16 protein-coding genes are annotated in these 19,122 nt (G+C 36.5%); 4 read left to right on the plus strand and 12 right to left on the minus strand.

Annotation, left to right across the window (positions count from 1 at the left end):
* Window positions 1-2: 2 nt before the first annotated feature.
* The 7 genes from BAQ46_RS05840 to fdhF all read right to left on the minus strand — a co-directional run bounded on the left by BAQ46_RS05840 (window position 3) and on the right by fdhF (window position 7,772).
* Window positions 3-1,019 (minus strand): molybdopterin-synthase adenylyltransferase MoeB, encoded by a 1,017-nt coding sequence (locus BAQ46_RS05840; protein WP_071741773.1) that lies wholly within the window; start codon window positions 1,017-1,019, stop codon window positions 3-5.
* Between the two features lie 26 nt (window positions 1,020-1,045).
* Window positions 1,046-1,825 (minus strand): formate channel, encoded by a 780-nt coding sequence (locus tag BAQ46_RS05845; protein WP_000864003.1) that lies wholly within the window; start codon window positions 1,823-1,825, stop codon window positions 1,046-1,048.
* 200 nt (window positions 1,826-2,025) lie between these two features.
* Window positions 2,026-3,042, minus strand: coding sequence for a GTP 3',8-cyclase MoaA (gene moaA / locus BAQ46_RS05850; protein WP_000844136.1), 1,017 nt, complete (start codon window positions 3,040-3,042; stop codon window positions 2,026-2,028).
* A 20-nt stretch (window positions 3,043-3,062) separates the two neighbouring features.
* Window positions 3,063-3,860, minus strand: coding sequence for a formate dehydrogenase accessory sulfurtransferase FdhD (gene fdhD / locus BAQ46_RS05855; protein ID WP_000802675.1), 798 nt, complete (start codon window positions 3,858-3,860; stop codon window positions 3,063-3,065).
* 16 nt (window positions 3,861-3,876) lie between these two features.
* On the minus strand, window positions 3,877-4,221 hold the full coding sequence (locus BAQ46_RS05860; RefSeq protein ID WP_000039582.1) for a Na-translocating system protein MpsC family protein: 345 nt from the start codon (window positions 4,219-4,221) through the stop codon (window positions 3,877-3,879).
* A gap of 116 nt (window positions 4,222-4,337) precedes the next feature.
* Complete coding sequence (locus tag BAQ46_RS05865) at window positions 4,338-4,820, minus strand: helical membrane plugin domain-containing protein (RefSeq protein WP_000729889.1); 483 nt, start codon at window positions 4,818-4,820, stop codon at window positions 4,338-4,340.
* Between the two features lie 12 nt (window positions 4,821-4,832).
* On the minus strand, window positions 4,833-7,772 hold the full coding sequence (gene fdhF / locus BAQ46_RS05870) for a formate dehydrogenase subunit alpha (RefSeq protein ID WP_001063648.1): 2,940 nt from the start codon (window positions 7,770-7,772) through the stop codon (window positions 4,833-4,835).
* A gap of 332 nt (window positions 7,773-8,104) precedes the next feature.
* On the opposite strand from fdhF, the gene BAQ46_RS05880 reads away from it, so the two are divergent.
* The 3 genes from BAQ46_RS05880 to gerSC are packed head-to-tail and all read left to right on the plus strand — an operon-like array spanning window position 8,105 to window position 11,874.
* Window positions 8,105-9,643, plus strand: coding sequence for a spore germination protein (locus BAQ46_RS05880; RefSeq protein WP_071741774.1), 1,539 nt, complete (start codon window positions 8,105-8,107; stop codon window positions 9,641-9,643).
* Window positions 9,640-10,737 (plus strand): endospore germination permease, encoded by a 1,098-nt coding sequence (locus BAQ46_RS05885; RefSeq protein WP_000166500.1) that lies wholly within the window; start codon window positions 9,640-9,642, stop codon window positions 10,735-10,737. The genes BAQ46_RS05880 and BAQ46_RS05885 overlap by 4 nt, the downstream gene beginning before the upstream one ends.
* Window positions 10,738-11,874 carry a spore germination protein GerSC gene (gene gerSC / locus BAQ46_RS05890; protein WP_001252193.1) on the plus strand — a complete coding sequence of 379 codons (1,137 nt, stop codon included), beginning with the start codon at window positions 10,738-10,740 and terminating at the stop codon, window positions 11,872-11,874. It abuts the gene before it with no gap.
* Between the two features lie 81 nt (window positions 11,875-11,955).
* Here the strand turns inward: gerSC and BAQ46_RS05895 are convergent, their stop codons facing one another.
* From BAQ46_RS05895 to BAQ46_RS05915, 5 genes are all read right to left on the minus strand, one after another.
* On the minus strand, window positions 11,956-12,090 hold the full coding sequence (locus BAQ46_RS05895; protein ID WP_001116173.1) for a hypothetical protein: 135 nt from the start codon (window positions 12,088-12,090) through the stop codon (window positions 11,956-11,958).
* A gap of 57 nt (window positions 12,091-12,147) precedes the next feature.
* Window positions 12,148-15,510: a tubulin-like doman-containing protein gene (locus BAQ46_RS05900; protein WP_071741775.1), complete on the minus strand. Its 3,363-nt coding sequence runs from the start codon at window positions 15,508-15,510 to the stop codon at window positions 12,148-12,150.
* Between the two features lie 73 nt (window positions 15,511-15,583).
* Window positions 15,584-17,683 (minus strand): vWA domain-containing protein, encoded by a 2,100-nt coding sequence (locus tag BAQ46_RS05905; protein WP_071741776.1) that lies wholly within the window; start codon window positions 17,681-17,683, stop codon window positions 15,584-15,586.
* Between the two features lie 257 nt (window positions 17,684-17,940).
* Window positions 17,941-18,279: a VOC family protein gene (locus tag BAQ46_RS05910; protein WP_000693976.1), complete on the minus strand. Its 339-nt coding sequence runs from the start codon at window positions 18,277-18,279 to the stop codon at window positions 17,941-17,943.
* Window positions 18,280-18,349: 70 nt separating this feature from the next.
* The gene (locus tag BAQ46_RS05915; protein ID WP_000842897.1) at window positions 18,350-18,685 is read right to left on the minus strand and encodes a hypothetical protein; all 336 of its coding nucleotides are present in this window, start codon (window positions 18,683-18,685) and stop codon (window positions 18,350-18,352) included.
* A 134-nt stretch (window positions 18,686-18,819) separates the two neighbouring features.
* Here BAQ46_RS05915 and BAQ46_RS05920 point away from each other — a divergent pair.
* Window positions 18,820-19,122: hypothetical protein (locus tag BAQ46_RS05920; RefSeq protein WP_071741777.1), on the plus strand; the 303-nt coding region annotated here is incomplete at its 3' end.

The raw sequence follows: 19,122 nt of genomic DNA on the forward strand, positions 1-19,122 counted from the left end.
TATTAGCCGAATACGCGATAATATAGTTGTTTCGCTTTCGAAATATCATTTGTGCCATGAATAAAAACACGACCATCCCGAAAAACAACGATGCGGTACTCATCTAATTGGCAAGATAGTAAATACGGATTCCGATTTACTTCCCCCACTTTTTTTAATACTTTTTCTATATCATCAAAATTGTATTTTCTATTGTCTACTGGTCTAATTTGAACTGTATTTCTTCCGCATAAAGCAGCTACCTTCGTTTGATTTTCGTATAATAAATAAGGATAAATGCGATTCAAACCGCATGAAGAGCAATTGTCTGTCTTGATTTTCCCTAGTTTTATAAAATGGTTTTGATTACTCCATATATCAAATATGAAAAATGTTTTTCTAATTGCTGCAAAATCTTCTACTAAAATTTTGAGTGCTTCCGCCACTTGATATGCTGCGACGATTTGTACAGTCGGGCTAATAATTCCAGCTGTATCACACGTCACACCTGTAACTGGAACGTTCTTCAGCACACAATGTAAACAAGGTGTCTCTTGCGGAATAATTGTACAACTCATACCGTACGAGCCAACGCAAGAACCATATACCCACGGGATATTATGTTTTTGTGATAAGTCATTTATTATAAATCGGATATCGAAATTATCTGTTGCATCAATGATTACATCGACATTTTCTAATAGCCCTTCCAAGTTTTCTACACACGCATCCATTACGAAAGCATGTATTTGTACTTCCGAATTAAGTTTTTCTAACCGATTTTTAGCAGCGATTGCTTTTGGCAATTTCTCTCTTGCATCTTGTTCAGAGTACAATTGTTGCCTTTGTAAATTACTCCATTCAACGTAATCACGATCTATGATCGTCAACTTGCCAATACCTGCACGTACGAAACTTTCGGCACTTGCACTTCCTAATGCGCCTACTCCTACAATTAACACATGTTTATTTCGAATTTTTTCTTGCCCTCTACTCCCAATTGATTTAAACAAATGTTGTCGTGAATACCGCTCAGCCATTACATATACCCTTCCTCTCACGAACTCTATTTCATATTAGAATGTTGTTTTTGATAACAAGCAAAGTACGCAAATCCAACAAAACCAGCCCCGCCAATTACATTTCCGATAAAGACAGGAACAAAATTTTTAGCAAGATCCATCCATGTGAGATGACCTGCAAAAATAACTGCTGAGATGACAAACATATTTGCTACCACTTGCTGAAATCCAATCACTACAAATGCCATAATGGGAATCCAAATTCCGATTATTTTTCCGACAAAATCACTCGTCCCATAAGCAAGCCAAAGCGCCAAACAAACGAGCCAATTACACCCAATTGCTAAAATTAAAGTTCTTCCAAAAGATTCATGTAACTTGCCTTCTGCTATCGCTACCGTTTTATTTAAATAATCCCCCTCTGTTAATCCGCCAAGATGACCGAAACAATACGCTACGAAAATAGCTCCTACAAAATTCATGAAAGTAATCCAAATCCAGTTATTTAGCACACTAACCAATGTAATTTTCTTTGCATATAGCGCCATAGACAGTGACATCATATTTCCGGTAATTAATTCTCCTCCCGCTAATACAACGAGCATGAGTCCAACAGGAAAAACCGCTCCTCCTAAAACATTTACTAAACTCCCCCAGCGCTCAGGCAAATTACCTAAAACGCGAATGTTAAGTAAAAAACCTAGCGAAATAAACGCTCCTCCTAAAAAACCGAGAATAAGCATTGCTGGCAAGGTCTGACTTACTTTTTGAACACCGGCCTCAATGACAAGCTCAGCAATTTGTTCCGGTTTATGAAATGCCATTACTAATTCCTCCATTTTCTCCAAATAAAAAAGCAGCTTCAAAAAACCTCCTCAAAATAAAGGTTTTTGAATGCTGCTTAATTTCTCTGCACATCTTTTACAGAGAGATCAACCATCACTTTTACTATAAAATAGAAAATCTACAACCATTGCACATCTTCCATTTTGTATATACTTCATCATATTGTCACTTATATATATCAACCACCAATATGTGACATTTCAATTTTAGGTGCTCTTTTTTTACTTGTATGACTTAAGCGTTCATCTGAATAACGATCTTCTCGTTTGTTCCATATATCGCGTACGACATCTGTTATTTCCTCGTCAGTGTATTCTGATCGAAGCAGTTCTCTCAAATCATTTCCTTTAGAAGCGAACAAACAAGTATATAATTTTCCTTCTGCAGAAATACGAGCTCTCGTACATGAGGAGCAGAAGGAGTCTGTTACTGATGAAATAATACCTATTTCTTCATCACTTCCAATATAACGATAGCGAGTCGCAACCTCTCCTGCATAATTCGCTTCTATTCGTTCTAATGGCATAACTTGATGAATCGTATCTACTATTTCTTGTTTAGAGACAACCTCTTTTAAATCCCAACCGTTATAATTTCCAACGTCCATATACTCAATAAAACGAAGAATATGTTTATTTTCCTTAAAGTATTGCGCCATCTGCAAGATATCCTGTTCGTTTTTCCCCTTTTGAACGACCATGTTTATTTTAATTTTCATACCGACTTCAGCTGCAGCTTGTATTCCTTCCAGAACCCTTTGTACTTTGCTTCTATTACCATTCAAATAGAAAAACCGCTCTTCTTCTAAGGAATCTAAACTAACTGTCACACGTGATAAACCCGCCTTATATAAATCAGGAGCAAACTTTTTAAGTAACGATCCATTAGTTGTTAAACCGATATCCTCCACACCATCTATTTTATTCAGGCGCTCGATAAGCTGCGGAAGACCTCTTCGAAGTAACGGTTCTCCGCCTGTAATCCGTAATTTTCTAACACCTAAAGAAACGAAAATACGCGTTATCCTTTCAATTTCATCAAAAGATAAAATTTTATCATTAGACAAAAACGAGTAATCAGGACCAAATATTTCTTCTGGCATACAATATCGACAGCGAAAATTACAGCGATCAGTAACTGAAATACGTAAATCCTTTAACGGACGTTGTAGTTTGTCTAATGTGACAGATTTCATATTTATTGCCTCGCTTTTACTTAGTTTATATTTAAAACACGCTCCGGATGCGTATATACATTTAAGGATTCATTCCGAATAAATCCTATCGTAGTAATACCTAATTCTTCAGCTAGCTGTAAAGCCAACTCAGTTGGAGCTGATTTTGACAGTATAATTTCACAACCAATTTTTGCAACTTTCAATAATATTTCCGAAGAAATACGACCGCTAAAAACAATAATTTTATCTCTTATAGAAATATTATTTTTTAAACAATAACCGTAAATTTTATCTAACGCATTATGCCTTCCGATATCCATTCGACTTAAAATAATACCATTCACATTGCACAAAGATGCATTATGAACGCCCCCTGTATGACGAAATGTCTCCGCAGATTGCTGCATTTCTTTCATTAATCGAAAACAGTCTTCTGCAGTAACTTGTACATGGACGCCATTCATTTTCTTTGCACTTAATGCATCATTCGCAAAAACAAATCCTTGTCTACTCATACCACAGCATGAAGTAATATAACGTTTATTTTGCATTTGTTCGTAATACGGATTTACTTTTGCCGTCGTGACATGTACAAATCCTTCTTTCTCTTGTACCCATATGTCATCAATATCTTCATACTTCCGAATGATTCCTTCAGATGCTAAGAAGCCTATTACCATATCTTCTATATATTCTGGAGTACTAACCATTGTAACAAACTCCTGTCCGTTCATTTTAATCGTGACTGGAAACTCTGTTACAATGCTGTCCTCTATATGTTTAAACGCCCCTTGTTCATAACGAAAGATTTCTCTTTCTACCTGTATCGGTTTCACGATCAGTATCCTTCTCTCACGTTATATTTTTATCAAAAACAAATACCGAAACTGCAATATCTTCTTCTACTTTCATATCTGAAAACAAATTCACTAATTTCGCTCCAACAAGTTCCTCCAAATGTTCACGGGAATTTGCAGCATACACTTCTTGAATCATTTTCGTTCTAGCCATATGAACCATTTCCGCACCGTCCATTGTACTTGAAATGAATTTTTCAGTAGGTGTTAAGTTTCCGTAAAGAGTCGCAATCGCCATATTTTCAGCAAAAACAGTATGAATTCGTTCTGGCCCTTTTCCGAAAAGTTCCTTTCGAAGTTTTCGAATCATATCATTAAATTCATGTACTTTTTTTGACATACAATTATACCTCCCAAAAAACCTCATTTTACTTTATTATATATTTTACCAAAATGAGCCTTCCGCCCAAACTATTTCGTACAAACATTTGGGCGAAAGGGTTCACTTCATGAAGTTTATTCTTCTTTTAATCCTTTTCCCATACCTTTTAAGAAATGAAGCCCAAACCCGATAGCACGGTTAATGTCTGGATCTTTCAATACTTTCATAAGATCGAATACCCCTACTTTTTTATTACTCTCTAGATGTTCATTACCTTTTTCTAGCCCTACTAATAAGCTACCTATAAGCTTTTTCGTAAGCTCCGGATCAAGTTCTGTTAAAGCACCCGCAGCCCCCATCATATTATTAATTAAATTTGTAACGGGCTCACGAGTCACTTGACCAAGAACAATCTTTGCGATTGGTTCTTTCGCCTTTAGCATAGAATTTGCTGCTTCTAGCATGCCAATATCATTCAATTCCCCTACTATATTAAACATTTGATTTAGAGCGTCTTCATTATTAGCTAGAAGCTCTTTTAAATCGTCTAATTTTTTCTGTTTTATTTCTTCCTCAGTTAATTCTTGTTTTTGAATCATTTTTATAGGTGCAGCCATATTTTTCTCCTCCTACTTATCCGTTAAATGCACATACCCTGGACGTGCCCACTTACGATGTACCTCAATACCAGATTGAGGATGACGTTTTTTATTACGCGGGTTCGCTTTTGGCATCGGATTTTCGCCATCAACTTCCAGCACTTCCATACGCACTTTCGTCTGTTTATAAGCAGGTGTGTTCGTACGCGTATCAACGGCAGGACCTGTTAAGAAATTAATTGCTGTTTCATTATCTGTAGAGTTCATCGGTAAATATAACTCATTCGCTTTTACACGATCTGTTACAAGTGCACGTAATTTTAACGCTCCAAACGGAGAGACAAGACGGACTAATGAACCAGTTTTTACTCCACGTTCTTTTGCAAGTGCTGGAGAAACTTCAACGAAAACGCCAGGCACTTTCGTTTGAATACCTGTTGATTTATTTGTCATATTCCCTTCATGGAAGTGCTCAAGCATACGACCATTGTTAATATGAAGGTCGAACTCAGCTGGGAATTCAGCTGGGCGCACCCAGTCAGCAATCGCAAAACGAGCTTTTTTATCCGGGAAGTTAAATCCATCTTGGAAAAGAAGCGGTGTATTCGTTCCATCAAAACTTCCCCAATGGAAACTATTCCATCCTTCCAATACTTCATAGTTTGCTTGTGAAAATAGTGGTGATAAACTTGCCATTTCAGCAAAAATTTCACTTGGATGACTATAACTCCAGTTTGCACCTAATTTATTCGCAACTTCCTGCACAATCCACCAGTCTGGCTTCGCATCTCCAAGCGTAGGAAGAACTTGATATAGTCTTTGAACACGACGCTCTGTATTTGTGAACGTACCTTCTTTTTCAAGAGATGGCGCTGCTGGTAATACAACATCTGCATATTGAGCCGTTTTAGATAAGAAAACATCTTGCACAACGAAGAAATCAAGGCTTGATAATACTTCATGTACATGATTCGCATTAGAGTCTACAAGAGCCATGTCTTCTCCGACAAGATACATAGCTTTCATTTTCCCTTCGTCAATCGCGTGAAGCATTTCAATATTATTCAGACCTGGTTCGCTATTAATTTTCACTCCATAAGCCATTTCAAATTTCGCACGTTCCATATCGTTCGTAACGTGTTGATATCCAGGAAGCCATCCTGGTAAAGTACCCATATCACAAGCACCTTGTACGTTATTATGACCTCGAAGCGGATATGCACCAGCGCCTGGACGACGATAATTACCTGTTGCAAGTAGTAAGTTTGAAATTGCAGCGGAAGTATCAGATCCACCTGTATTTTGCGTTACCCCCATTCCCCAAAGGATACATGTACCATCTGCATCACGAATCATTTCAGCCATTTGAATCAGTGTTTCTTTTGAAATACCAGTCATTTCTTCTGCATATTCAAGTGTATATGCTGTAAGGCTCTCTTTGAAATCTTCAAAGAAATTTACATTCTCATCAATAAATCGTTGATCGTGCCAGCCTTGATCAATCATATATTTCGTAACAGCCATTAACCATACTTGATCTGTTCCTTGTTTTGGACTAATAAAGACATCTGAACGCTCTGCCATTTCTGTTTTACGAAGATCAGCCACAATTAATTTTTGTCCGTGTAATTTATGTGCACGTTTAATACGTGTAGCTAAAACAGGATGACCTTCTGTCGGATTACAACCTACAATAATAACAAGACCAGATTGTGCAATATCTTTAATCGTTCCAGCATCTCCGCCCATACCAATTGTACGGAATAATCCGTCTGTCGCTGGTGATTGACAATAACGTGAGCAGTTATCAATATTATTCGTTTCAAATACTTGTCGAGCTAATTTTTGAATCACATAATTATCTTCATTCGTAATTTTAGATGAAGAAATAAAACCGATAGCATCTTTACCGTACTCTTCTTTAATCGATCCTAATTTACTTGCAACTACATTCAACGCTTCTTCCCATGTTGATTCAACAAACGTTCCATTTTTACGAATTAAAGGTTTCGTAATTCGTTCTTTAGAATTTACGAAATCCCAACCAAATTTTCCTTTTACACAAGTAGAAATTGCGTTAACTGGCGCATCAGAAGAAGGTTGTACTTTAAGAATTTTACGCCCTTTCGTCCACACTTCAAATGAACAACCTACACCACAAAATGTACATACTGTTTTCGTTTTCTTCGTACGAGTATCACGCATGGCCGCTTCCACTTCTGATACCGCAAAAATACCGCTATATCCAGGCTCTACTTCTTTAATTAAATCTACCATCGGTTCAAGAATATCTGGCTTTAGTCCCGTCATAAATCCAGCTTCACCGAGCATCGTTTTCTCCATTAAAGCGTTACAAGGACAAATGGTTACACATTGACCACAACTAACGCATGAAGAATCATTAATATTTACTCCTTCATCCCAAATCACTCGTGGGCGTTCCGCTTCCCAGTCTATCGATAATGTTTCATTTACTTGTAAGTTTTGACACACCTCTACACATTGACCACATGCAATACATTGATTCGGGTCATAACGATAAAACGGATGCGTCATATCAACTTCACTTACATCTACTTTCGGTTCATAAGGATATTTTTGATGTTCAATTTCCATTAATTCTGCCGTATTATGCAGTTTACAGTTCCCATTGTTGTTGTCACATACTGTACAGTATAATAAATGATTTTCTAGTAACCGATCCATCGCCTCTGTTTGTGCTTCTTTCGCACGAGTAGAATTACGTTCAATGTTCATACCTTCTGTCGCTACTGTCGAACAAGAGCGCATTAACTTTCCGTCAACTTCTACAATACAAGTGTCACATGTTTGAATAGGATCTACTTCTGGCACGTAACAAATTTGCGGATGTTCAATCCCGTTCTCATTTATAACACCCAATATCGTTGAACCGGGCTCCGCTGTATACTTTTTTCCGTCAATTGTAATATGAACCATGTTGTTATTCATGGTCTTTCCCCCTTTTTGAGAATAAAAAAACTCCACCACGAAAATATACGCACCACATTTCGGCACGTTATTATCATGGTGGAGTAGTTTATTAGCACATCTTGCTAAAATACCAATCCATTTATTCATAAATAAAACGATAGAGTCATAACAGGTCATATCACGATTCCATCTTTAACACTATAATTATAGCGTTAAAGTTAAAAATATACAATATAAAATTTAAACTACGCATATGTCCGTATGGAACTATCCATAATAACCCATATAAAGTGAAACTTTAATCAGCCCTCACCAATCGAGATAAAACATAACAAGGAGTAAGCAAACAAATGGGGTCTTTTAATAAATGGATTCGTGGTGAAAAATCTTTTTCTAACCAAGAGCAAGCTGATCACACATTAAATAAATCTATTTCTTCTTCCCTTTCCCTTAATTTAAAGCACTTGTCCAAACTGTTTAGCGGTATTCCAGAATTAATAACACGCAATTTTCCATTAAAAAACGGACAGGAAGCTGCACTTATATATATGGAAGGACTTGTAGACAAAACTGTTATTAACGTAAACATCCTTCGTCCTCTCTTATTTAAAGAGTGGAATGAAGACGATTTTTGGGAAGCCTCTGTTTCTATCGGAAATATTAAAAAGATTGAGCAGTGGACAGACATTGAACAATCTCTTTTACACGGCAAAAGTATTTTATTTATAAACGGGCAATTATCCGCTTTAGAGCTTGATACGCAAGCGGCACCCAAAAGGAGCATTGAAGAGCCTACAACAGAGAGCTCCATAAAAAGCTCACACGAAGGATTTAATGAAGTAGCGAGCGACAGCCTTGCACTTATTCGTCGATATATTCCAAATCGCGAATTGAAAGTGAAGGAATTCACTGTTGGTGAACGAGCTACTTCAAAGGTTTTTTTGCTTTATCTAGCAGATGTTGCGGACGAAGATGTCGTAAAAGAAATGGCATCCCGTATCGAATCAGTAAAAGTGGATGCGATTCTTACTACTGGTGAATTAGAGGGGTTTGTTGAAGATAATTCCTTTACTCTCTTTCCGCAATTATCAATAACTGAACGCCCTGACACAACAGCACATCATATTCTAGATGGGCGAATTGCTGTTGTTGTAGATCGTTCACCAGGCGTATTAATTGGACCAATGACTTTTTCAGCTTTTTTTCAGACGATAGATGATTACAGCTTCAGGCCAATGATTCCATCTTTTATACAATTACTTCGTTTCACTGGATTATTTATTGCAATTTTTGCTCCTGCTCTTTATATTGCTATGATTTCCTTTCATTATGAAGTGATTCCACTTAAATTATTGTTAACGATTGGAGAATCTCGAGCTAAAATTCCTTTTCCTCCTATATTAGAAGCACTTTTGATGGAATTAGTACTTGAAATGCTCCGCGAAGCTGCAGTTCGGCTTCCGGGTCCCGTTGGACAAACCATTGGCGTCGTAGGAGGGATTGTCATCGGACAAGCTGCAGTTCAAGCAGGAATAGTAAGTAATGTCATGGTTATCGTCGTATCTATTACTGCAGTCGCTTCTTTCATCATCCCTAATCTAGAAATGTCTGCAGGAATTCGACTTCTTCGCTTCCCAATGATGATAATTGCCTCTTTATTTGGTGTCATTGGCATTATGGTTGGGATGGCAATCATTATTATTCATATACTTTCTATGGAATCTCTCGGTGTTCCTTATGGTAGTCCTTTTTCTCCGTTATTTGCTTCGGATTTAAAAGATATTCTTATACGTTTACCATGGAAAATAATGAAGAAGCGTCCACTATCCCTTAACTTAAAACAAGAGAATCGACAACGCGATATAGAAGGAACGGAGGAAGAGAAGTGACAAAGCGTGCAAAGAGGGAGATTAGTTTATTTCAATACATTTTAACGATTAGTGGTGTTCAAGTAGGATTCGGTGTCCTTACACTTCCTCGTGAAGTTGCACAAGGGGCGAATACAGATGGATGGATTTCTATTATTATTGGATGCGCTATCACTACTTTAGTCAGTCTATGTATTGTAAAAATTATGGAAAAGCATCCTGGGTATACTTTACTTGATGTGCTGACTCGTTATCTTGGGAAGTGGCTAGGAAAATTCGCTATGCTTCTTTGGATTTTATACGCTATACTTGCTGCGGTCTCCTTAATCTTTTCTCTTTTATATGTCATTCACATTTGGATTTTACCTAGAACTCCAATGTTTTTAATTATGATTTTGCTTTCTATTCCAATGCTTATGCTTGCATGTAAAGGTGTACTTATTATTAGTCGCTTTGCCGTTTTCACTGTGCTTTTTACCCTCTGGATACCATTACTATTGTTTATCCCTCTTAAAGATGGTCATTGGATATATCTTCTTCCCTTTCTAAAGGAAGGATGGCTACCAGTTGTAACCACAGTGAAATCAACTATCATTGCATCTCTCGGATTCGAGTTTGCATTCGTCCTTTATCCCTATCTAACTAACAAATCAGCTGCAAAAAAAGGCATCGTTCTTGCAAATATGATTACGTTATTCGTCTACCTACAAGTTACGTTCGTTTCTTTCGTTTATTTTAGCCCAGATGGTATAACTAAGTTTTTATGGCCGACTCTTTCTCTTATTACACCATTTCACTTTTCATTTCTGGAACGGTTTGAAATTATCTTTTTGTCATTTTACCTCTTCATTATTTTCGATTCGTGCATTCCTTATATTTTTACCGCTTCAGATGGAATCAATCAATTACTTAACAAAAAAGGGAGTTCGTTACCTGTTTGGATTTTATTATTCGGATGCATTTTCGTTCTATTCTTTTATATCCCTTCCTCTTACCAAATAAGTGCGTTGCGAGAATTTTGGGGAGCTGCCAGTTATTTTATCGTTTTTCTATTTCCAGTCGTATTTCTCTTATACATGACACTATATCAGTATTGGGAAAGGAGAAGAGTTTAAATGAGGCGCTTTATTCATTTCACTATACTTTGCTTTCTCATAACCTTTTTAACAGGCTGTGGAGATCGTCTAGACTTAGAAAAACAATCGATTTCATTAATTTACGGCTTTGACGCAAAAGCAAAAGGTAAATTAATTGTGTACCACGTAAACCCTATTTTTAATGAAGATGTGGAGAAAAAGTACGAAACTCATGAAGCGAAAGTACGTACACCCCGAGAAGCAAAAGCAACGTTTAATAGTTCAAGTAGCGGTTTAGTGTCTACAGAAAAGTTACAGCTCATTTTATTTAGCACGAAATTTTTAAAACAAGAAGGTGCTATGCCTTACCTTGATGTTTGGTACCGCGATCCTAAAAATACAGGAAACATGCGCATGGTTGCAGTAGACGGGCCAATTTCTTCTGTTATATATAATAACTTTAAAGATAAACCTGCTCTTCCTGAGTATTTAACAGATTTAATTAATACAAATAAATTATACAATCGGACAGTTTTCACACCATTTCATGAATTTCATAGACAAACGTTTAATAAAGGTATAACACCTGCTATTTCAGAAATAAAAAAAGGAAAAAAAGATGTTATCGTTACAGGCTCTGCACTTTTAACTTCTCGCGGAATTTATAAGATGTCTTTAAATCGCTATGAAAGTGCCCTTCTGCTCATGTTGCAAAAAAAAGCTAATATACCTGTTTCACTTACAATGAAAATCCCTTCGCATTCAGTTGAAAGTAATAGTCATCTAAAAGATACAGAAGGTGAAGATTTCGTATCAATAAACGTTCTTAGCATGAATCGTGATATCCGTACAGGCTATAGCGATAACCACTTCAAATTTAATGTTAAAATGGATTTAAAAATTGCCGTATCTGAACTTACATTCAATATGGATATAGATAAAGATAGGAAGAAATTAACTTCTCTTATTACAAAACAACTAAACAAAGATTTGAACAATTTAATCCACAAAATTCAAAAACAACAACTCGATCCATTCGGATTTGGTGATTATGCGAGAGCGTTTCAATATGAAGAATGGAAAAAAGTTGAAGACGCTTGGCCGAGTGTCTTTTCAAAAGCTAACGTGAAAGTAACACCTACGATTAAAATTTTAGAAAATGGGATTATTAAATAGCAAAAAAACACGCTACTTGCTCTTATACGTTTAAAGAGTAAGTAGCGTGTTATCATTTTTATTTTGAAGCTTCTTATACAGTTACACTTCTGTTTCTTGTTCTTCACTTTCCGCTTGTTCCAATCTTTGCTGCTCCGCAATTTCAGCTGAAATCATCCCATAATAAATTTCTGGATACAATCCAAATATTTGATATACACTTCCTAAAAACGGCATCGGAATCCCTCTTTTCTAAAGTTGTATTGCCACTTTTAAGGATTCCCTTTTCATTCATTATACATTCGTTTTTGGCGTTTCTTCTTCATCATGAACGCTTAATAAATTTTGCCATTTTTTATAAGGCGCACTATTTGGATCTACGTATCCTTTCGCGTACGAACGATCCCACAATTGTTTAATAAACATTTCTTTCTCTTTCTTGGCAACCATATCGGCACCTGTACCGTAATAGTTTTGGAAATATAACTCAATTTCATCAAGGAATAACCTTAATAATTCATCAGAAGTTTCTTCTAACGTTGGATCATATTTCGCTTCACGGTCATACATTAAAATCATATCTAAAATATTATGGACATGCTCTTTACGTAGCCATCTAATATCTTGAGCACCTAATACAAATGGATGTGTATATAAATGCCCACCTTGTATCATCGCCTTTTCTTGTTCTTCTTCAAATCTGGATAAGATGTTTTCATAAATGAACGGATTATGAAGTAACGCTCTGTGCAATTTATAACTTTCGCTTGAAATATTTTTCCCCATCGACTGAATTAAGAAACTACGTCCAACGCCGTTATATTGATACACGAATTGACCATCAACAGCAACTAAACTAATCCAGCGATATATATACGCGTATAGAAGAGCTCGATTACATTTATCATAATCTAACTTCGTTTGCGTTGCATTTAAGTCTGGCATGAATGCTGGTAAGTGCCAATACTTATCTAAATGCGGTGTTAAACTAGATTTTTTACTATTCAACTTGTTTACACGGCGATAGTACGACTGAAAATAATCACCTTTATCATTCATAAATCCATTTGCAATATGTCCAGACGAAAGCTTAGGAAAGTCTTGTAGTGATAAACCGTAATGTGCACGATAACAAATGACTTCAAATGGCGAGAAAGCTTCATTTACTGTATCTTTTTCTTTAAACATTTCTTGCATTAATTCCTCTTGCAGTTCTTTCTTTAAAGATGGGTGTATACCCCAATATTGTAATTCCCTATGATGAAAAACTTTCGGCACGAATGGACTTGCTAAATGGAACAAGTCTTCAATTTTTTCACGAACATATTCATCACGATCACGATTCTTATAATCCGCTTCTTTTCGTAATGCCTCAACGATATTCAGCTCTAATTTATCGCGATAGCGTATTTGTAATTCATCATAGCAATAACTTAGTATGTGCTCACGATAAAAGTCTTCTACCTTTTTCGATTGAATTTCTTCTGTTTTCGCATCCCGGCAATATTCTCCGTATAAGCTCATATAAATTTCTGCTGATATATCTTTCGGTAATACACCTAAATTTAAATGTTGTTGCATATCTTGCCATATCTTTTCTTGTAACTTCTCTTCCGCTAATACGTATACATTCGTTGGGTTTGTTTTCCCTTCAAATTCTTTGCTTCGTTTTTGAATTTCGAACAATAAATTTTCACGTGTTTCATGTAAATTATCAAAAAACCTTTCCCAATATTGAATCATTTTATTAACCGCTTGATATAACGATTGATAAACGAGTTCTAATAGCATTTCTTTACGGTATTCGTTTAATTTGTGTACGTACTGCGTTACAATATCTTCAAATTCCTTTTTAAATAAACGCTGCTGGTTATTAATCATTTTTCCGAACCAACCTTGTTGTTGCGCAATTTCTACTCGACGTACAGCTGTTACCGTTCCATCAATGTTACTCACATTAAATTTCTTATCGTAATTTTGAATTAAATTACGCTTTTGTTCATTATTTTCATGTAGTCGATTCATTTTTTCCACTAACTGCTTTCGAATTTCATACAACATAAAACGAGCTGCTACTGGATGAACTGGATCTGTTTTCTTTAAAAACCATGTATTTAATTGATATGACTGGCCTTCAGAACCACTTGGTGAAAAACGGTCTGATTCAATCATGTCATATAAAAGTGTCGTTACATGTTCATGTACACGGCTCGGAATCGCATACGCATATAAACGAACCGCATGATCGACCCTTGCTACTTCACCTTTCATTTGTTCCGTCATTTTTAGCTTCGCAGCCGAAATTTTACACTCATGCTGCAGACGATTTAATTCCTCGTCTTTTTGTACCGTACGCTGTACATAACTCTCTACAGCTTCTAAAAACAGTTTAGATTTCGCAACACCAACCTTGCCGCCTTCTGCTCCTTCACGCGTTTCATTGTACATTTGTCTATAGAAAATATGAGCCTGCTCTGGACGAGTAGCAAGATGTTCTAAATCTTCTAAATAACTTTTCCCGCGCTCTGGCTTTTCACGCTGCATACCCCGTTTTACATCTTGGTCATATCTATGCTTCTTCTCTTGAAACAATTGATCTAAATGAAGCCACGATTCATCTAAACCTTGCACGGCCCATTTTAAAGCACAATATTTTAACACATGCTCATATGGATAAATAATCTTTGCCGTTCCGGCCCCGCAATATCGCCCTTTCCCGCTTGATTCTGCTAATTGCTGAATTTGATTATCTTCCTGTGCAAAATGATTTGCAGACATCGGACTAAATAATTGTAAATAAATCGTATTTGCCATTTGCTCCATATAATCTGATAAATTATGCAGATGGTGTCCATGTAAATTTTCGTAATCGTATAAAAAACAATAATTGTACGGTAAATGGTGTTGTTTAATCGTGTGATTTGTTCTCCCATCCTCATCTACTTGATCCGGTCGATACTCTAATTCAATCGTAACCCCGCCGCGTTTGGATAGTTCTCCTGTAGAACCGAGCGTAATGGCATGTAATTCTTTTAACGAGGCATAGCCGTTTGCTTGCACCGTTTCAAACTCTTTCGCACTAACTGTTCTCGTCTTCACTAACACATCCGGCATTAGAAACGCACCACGTATTAAAATGTTGTGATGTTGCAGTTTTTTTCGAAGCATTTCACGTAAATATAATGCAATTTGTAGAAACATTCCTGAACCTGTTCCGCCCGCTAGTGATGTTACGATAATGACACGTACTCCATATTCCGTTTGATCGCTTGTAACTGGAAAAATCTTCTCGATTTCTTGCCAAAAGGACGTTAATTTATCTTCTTTCATCGCAGCACGTAACGCTAAACGGGAAATGACGCGTAACTGTCCTGCTCCTTCTGTTAATGGTTTATCAAGTATAGTTGGATCCATCGGAAACCACTCTGGAATCGTCGGATCTCCCGCAATATACTCCCTAGGTGTTTTACTAGAGCTCGTTTGCGTCTTAAACTTTCGAATATGATCGAATTTACTCAATGTATTCACATCTGTATCAAATACGTGCATTGCTACTTTTTTCCGACGCTCCTCAGGTAGTCTTTCATATATTTGATGTGTGACAGTACTACCGATTCCACCTAAACCAATTAATATTGTTGGAACTTGTAACGTCATGTGAACCACCTTCCTATTCTTGCTTGTTTGAAAAAAGGAGGGAAAAATAATACTCTCCTCTTTTCTCCATCTACTATTCACACTCGTATTTGTAAATCTCCTTACCATATCCTCTATCAATTACTAAAAGTTCATTTGGATATAGTGTCTTATGTTCCATTCCAACCTCATCCTCTGTTATAAACATCCCATCAATAATCATTCCTACTATTTGTGACTCTTTCGCTACAAATATCGATTTCGATCCTTTCTTTGCTATAAACGTAACGGATTGCACAGTCTTTCTTTCTGCTCTATACGGAATACCAAAATAATGTTTCCACCATTTATTTTTGAGTAACTCTGGCTCAGATTGATATAACCAATCTTTCGCTACCTCTTGATCCCATTCGTAATACAATAATGCTTTCCGGTGAAATCTTGGACGGACAATCCATCCTAAAACGATTATTCCTACTATTAACAGTAATAAAGTGATAGGAATAACAAACTTAAAAATAAGCGCATACTTTTCATAAAACGGCGCATTTTGAATATGGAGTGTTATATCTTTCTTTACTTTTGGTAATTTTGAATCCTGCACTACGATGGTAGCTTCTACGGTGCCGGTATCTGTAAAATTGAATGTGTCGGAGTAATGCGGTCGAGGATAAATGTAAATTTGATTACCATGCTGTTTTATTTCATAGTTGATTGATTGTTTAGATGTGACACCAGTAGATTTTAATAGTTTTTTTACAGCCTCTTCTGTCATCGGCTTATCATCTAACTGTGGTTGTATAATAAATGGTTTACTATTCTCTAAATTTGTTACTTTTTCTTCATAATCTTTCGTGACAGTTTGAAGTGATAATTTAGGCTTTTTCGTTGTTTCGATTTTAAATTCTTTCGTCTGTCTGTAAAACCCCTTTATGTTCATATGAACTTTCCCGCGTACTAATCCTTTAGTAAGCTTCGTTTCGTAATAAAATACATGTCTTTTATCGTCCCACTTCATCGCATATTGCTTCCCGTCTATTTCTACTTCGGCCTGAAAGTAAGAAGACTGAACTGGCAACTCAGTAGGTTTTGCTTCAATAACAGCTGTCACATCTTCATACATTTCCTCAACATTTTTTCTATCCTTATCCTCTTTGTCATAAGTAGAAACAGTATAATTAAGTGCCGGTTCGACTAGTACTTGTAATCCTTCTTTCTCAATATCTCGGTCCACTTCTATCGTATACGTTCCTGGTTTAATAACTTCTTCATTTTCCGTACTGATATGAACTATATTTCCGAACAATTTCGCTTCACCTGGTGCATGTATGGAAAAAGAAGATTGTAATTGTAATGGTTTAGAAATTTGTGTGACCTGATAATCGGGCAGAGAAGGCGATTGTCGCACAAGCGTCATACGCTTTAACGGAAATGGTGTTGTAATCTCTACTTTCTTCCCTACTACTTTCGTTTTTACAATCGATTCAACAGAGGAGAACGGATCACGATTTGCAACTAATGCCGCCACTTGATTGACGCTTTTTACAATACCATCCTCTCCACTAGATGGCATCGTAACTCCATTTATCTCTTTCTTCCATATTTCTTTAAACGTATTTAGTTGTGCCTTTTCTTGCTGTCCTAAATCCTCTTCCATCGTAATTAAAATTGGATGTAACGATATCTTTTTTGCATCCATTTCTTTCTTAAACTGTGCTAGCTTCTGCAAAATTTGTTCTTTTCCGCCAATCTTATCTTTCTCTAAATCATTAAATGCCCCGTCAGTTAAGACAATAAGCCAAAATTCACGTTTCCCATCTATATCTGCTTCCTTTTTTATAGATTGCATCGCCGTTTCTACTGCGCTAAACGGAGTATTTAAATACGTTTTCCACGCTCCAATTCCCTCAATTTCCGTTTGTCTCTTATCCTTCGTTAACGAAATGTTTAATGGATCATTCGGCTTGCTCATTGGAACGTAAGAAAATGTATCTTTTTCATCTAATAGCGCAACTAAACTTTGCAAAGCATAATTGGCATATTTCCAGCGATCGTTATTTCTCATGCTGCCCGAATCATCATATACAAGTGAAACGACCCTTTCCTTTGCCTCCTCTCCTTTTGCAAAAGTCCAAAAAGGATGTAACCATATAAATAGAAACAACATGAATGTGGCACAAATTCGAATTTTCATGATGAGGCTTCGCCACCTTTGTAGACAAATTCCTATGTTTAAATTTATGAGAGGATACAAGATATATGACTTGTATTTTAGGACAACGAACGCAGCATAACTTTATTATGTAAACAGTTATAAAAACTGAATATGATTCCTTCTAGCGTTTTCTATCCGATACTATAAGTAAAAAAGCCTGTTTAAGCTCTACACTTAAAACAGACTTTTCCTACTTTTTATTTTAAAAACACATAACAAAAAGTTTGATTTTTGACTTAACACATCACTTCTATTGTAAATCCACCAGGTGCTTCAACGTAAAACGTATACGCATGTGCACGTTTAGGAGCCTCAACCAAAAATCCATCTTCCTTCAATCTTTGATTTATCTTATCTACTTGTTCTTCACTTTCTTGTGGAAATCCTACATGAAATGTTTTTGGATACTGAACTTCTTTTCCTTTCATTAAAGTTAGTATAAATCCATCATTATCACGCATAACTGCAAAGCCATTTCCCCTTGTTCCGCTACAAGTTAAGCCAAAATACTTTTCTAAAAACTCGCTCGCAGCTACTACATCTGCAACTGTTAAATTAAGATGTTTAATTTTCAAACCATCAACACCTTTCTTAATTTTCTAACATTTTATCATAAAATTAAAAAACACGCCTTCACAGCGTGTTTCATTTCTTCACATACACTTCAACAATCGGATTATCTTTATGATCCGCATGTAAGCGTATATTCTCTTCACTTGTACGATAAATGCCAGCTAATAACATAATCGTTAACACGTTAGGAGTTTTTGCATCACTCCCGTATTTCCTTTCCAGTGCTTCCTTATATTCAAAATCCAAATCCCCCTGCACATATGTATACACTTCAAAACCATCTTCTAAATTGCAAACTACTGTATCAATAATATCTGCCCCTACTTGCTTTTTCATTTCCTCTCGCAATGCTTCAATAAATTCTTCCCACGGTACTTCGTATGTCTGAAACTGATCTGTAGATTTCATGCCTTTTCCTCCTTATATATCCTCTTCCTATATTTCCCCTCTCCTATAACAATTATGATAGTTAGGGCATTCGTACAAGCCGCACTTGTCCCCCTTACATATCGTATTACTGTAATGGGGAAGGAGGAATGAATATGCATAGACAAAAATGTTATGATACATGCCGACGTTACTTCGGAAAAGTGGTTCGGATTGAGGACCGTGATGGCCGTATACATTTAGGTAAAATAATCGATGTGACACAAAGCTCTGTATGGATTGAACCGGTGCAACAGCGCTCATCTTTTGATTCAGGATTCGGATACTATGACGCTTATGCAAATGGTGGTTGCGACCTTTGCGGCGGCCTTAGCAGATGTGATAGTTGCGGATTTGGTTGTGGTGGTGGATTCAGCGGCTGTGGATGTGGCGGTCGTGGTTGTAGTAATTGTGGTGGC

This window comes from Bacillus paranthracis (genome assembly GCF_001883995.1).
Taxonomy (GTDB): Bacteria; Bacillota; Bacilli; order Bacillales; family Bacillaceae_G; genus Bacillus_A; species Bacillus_A paranthracis.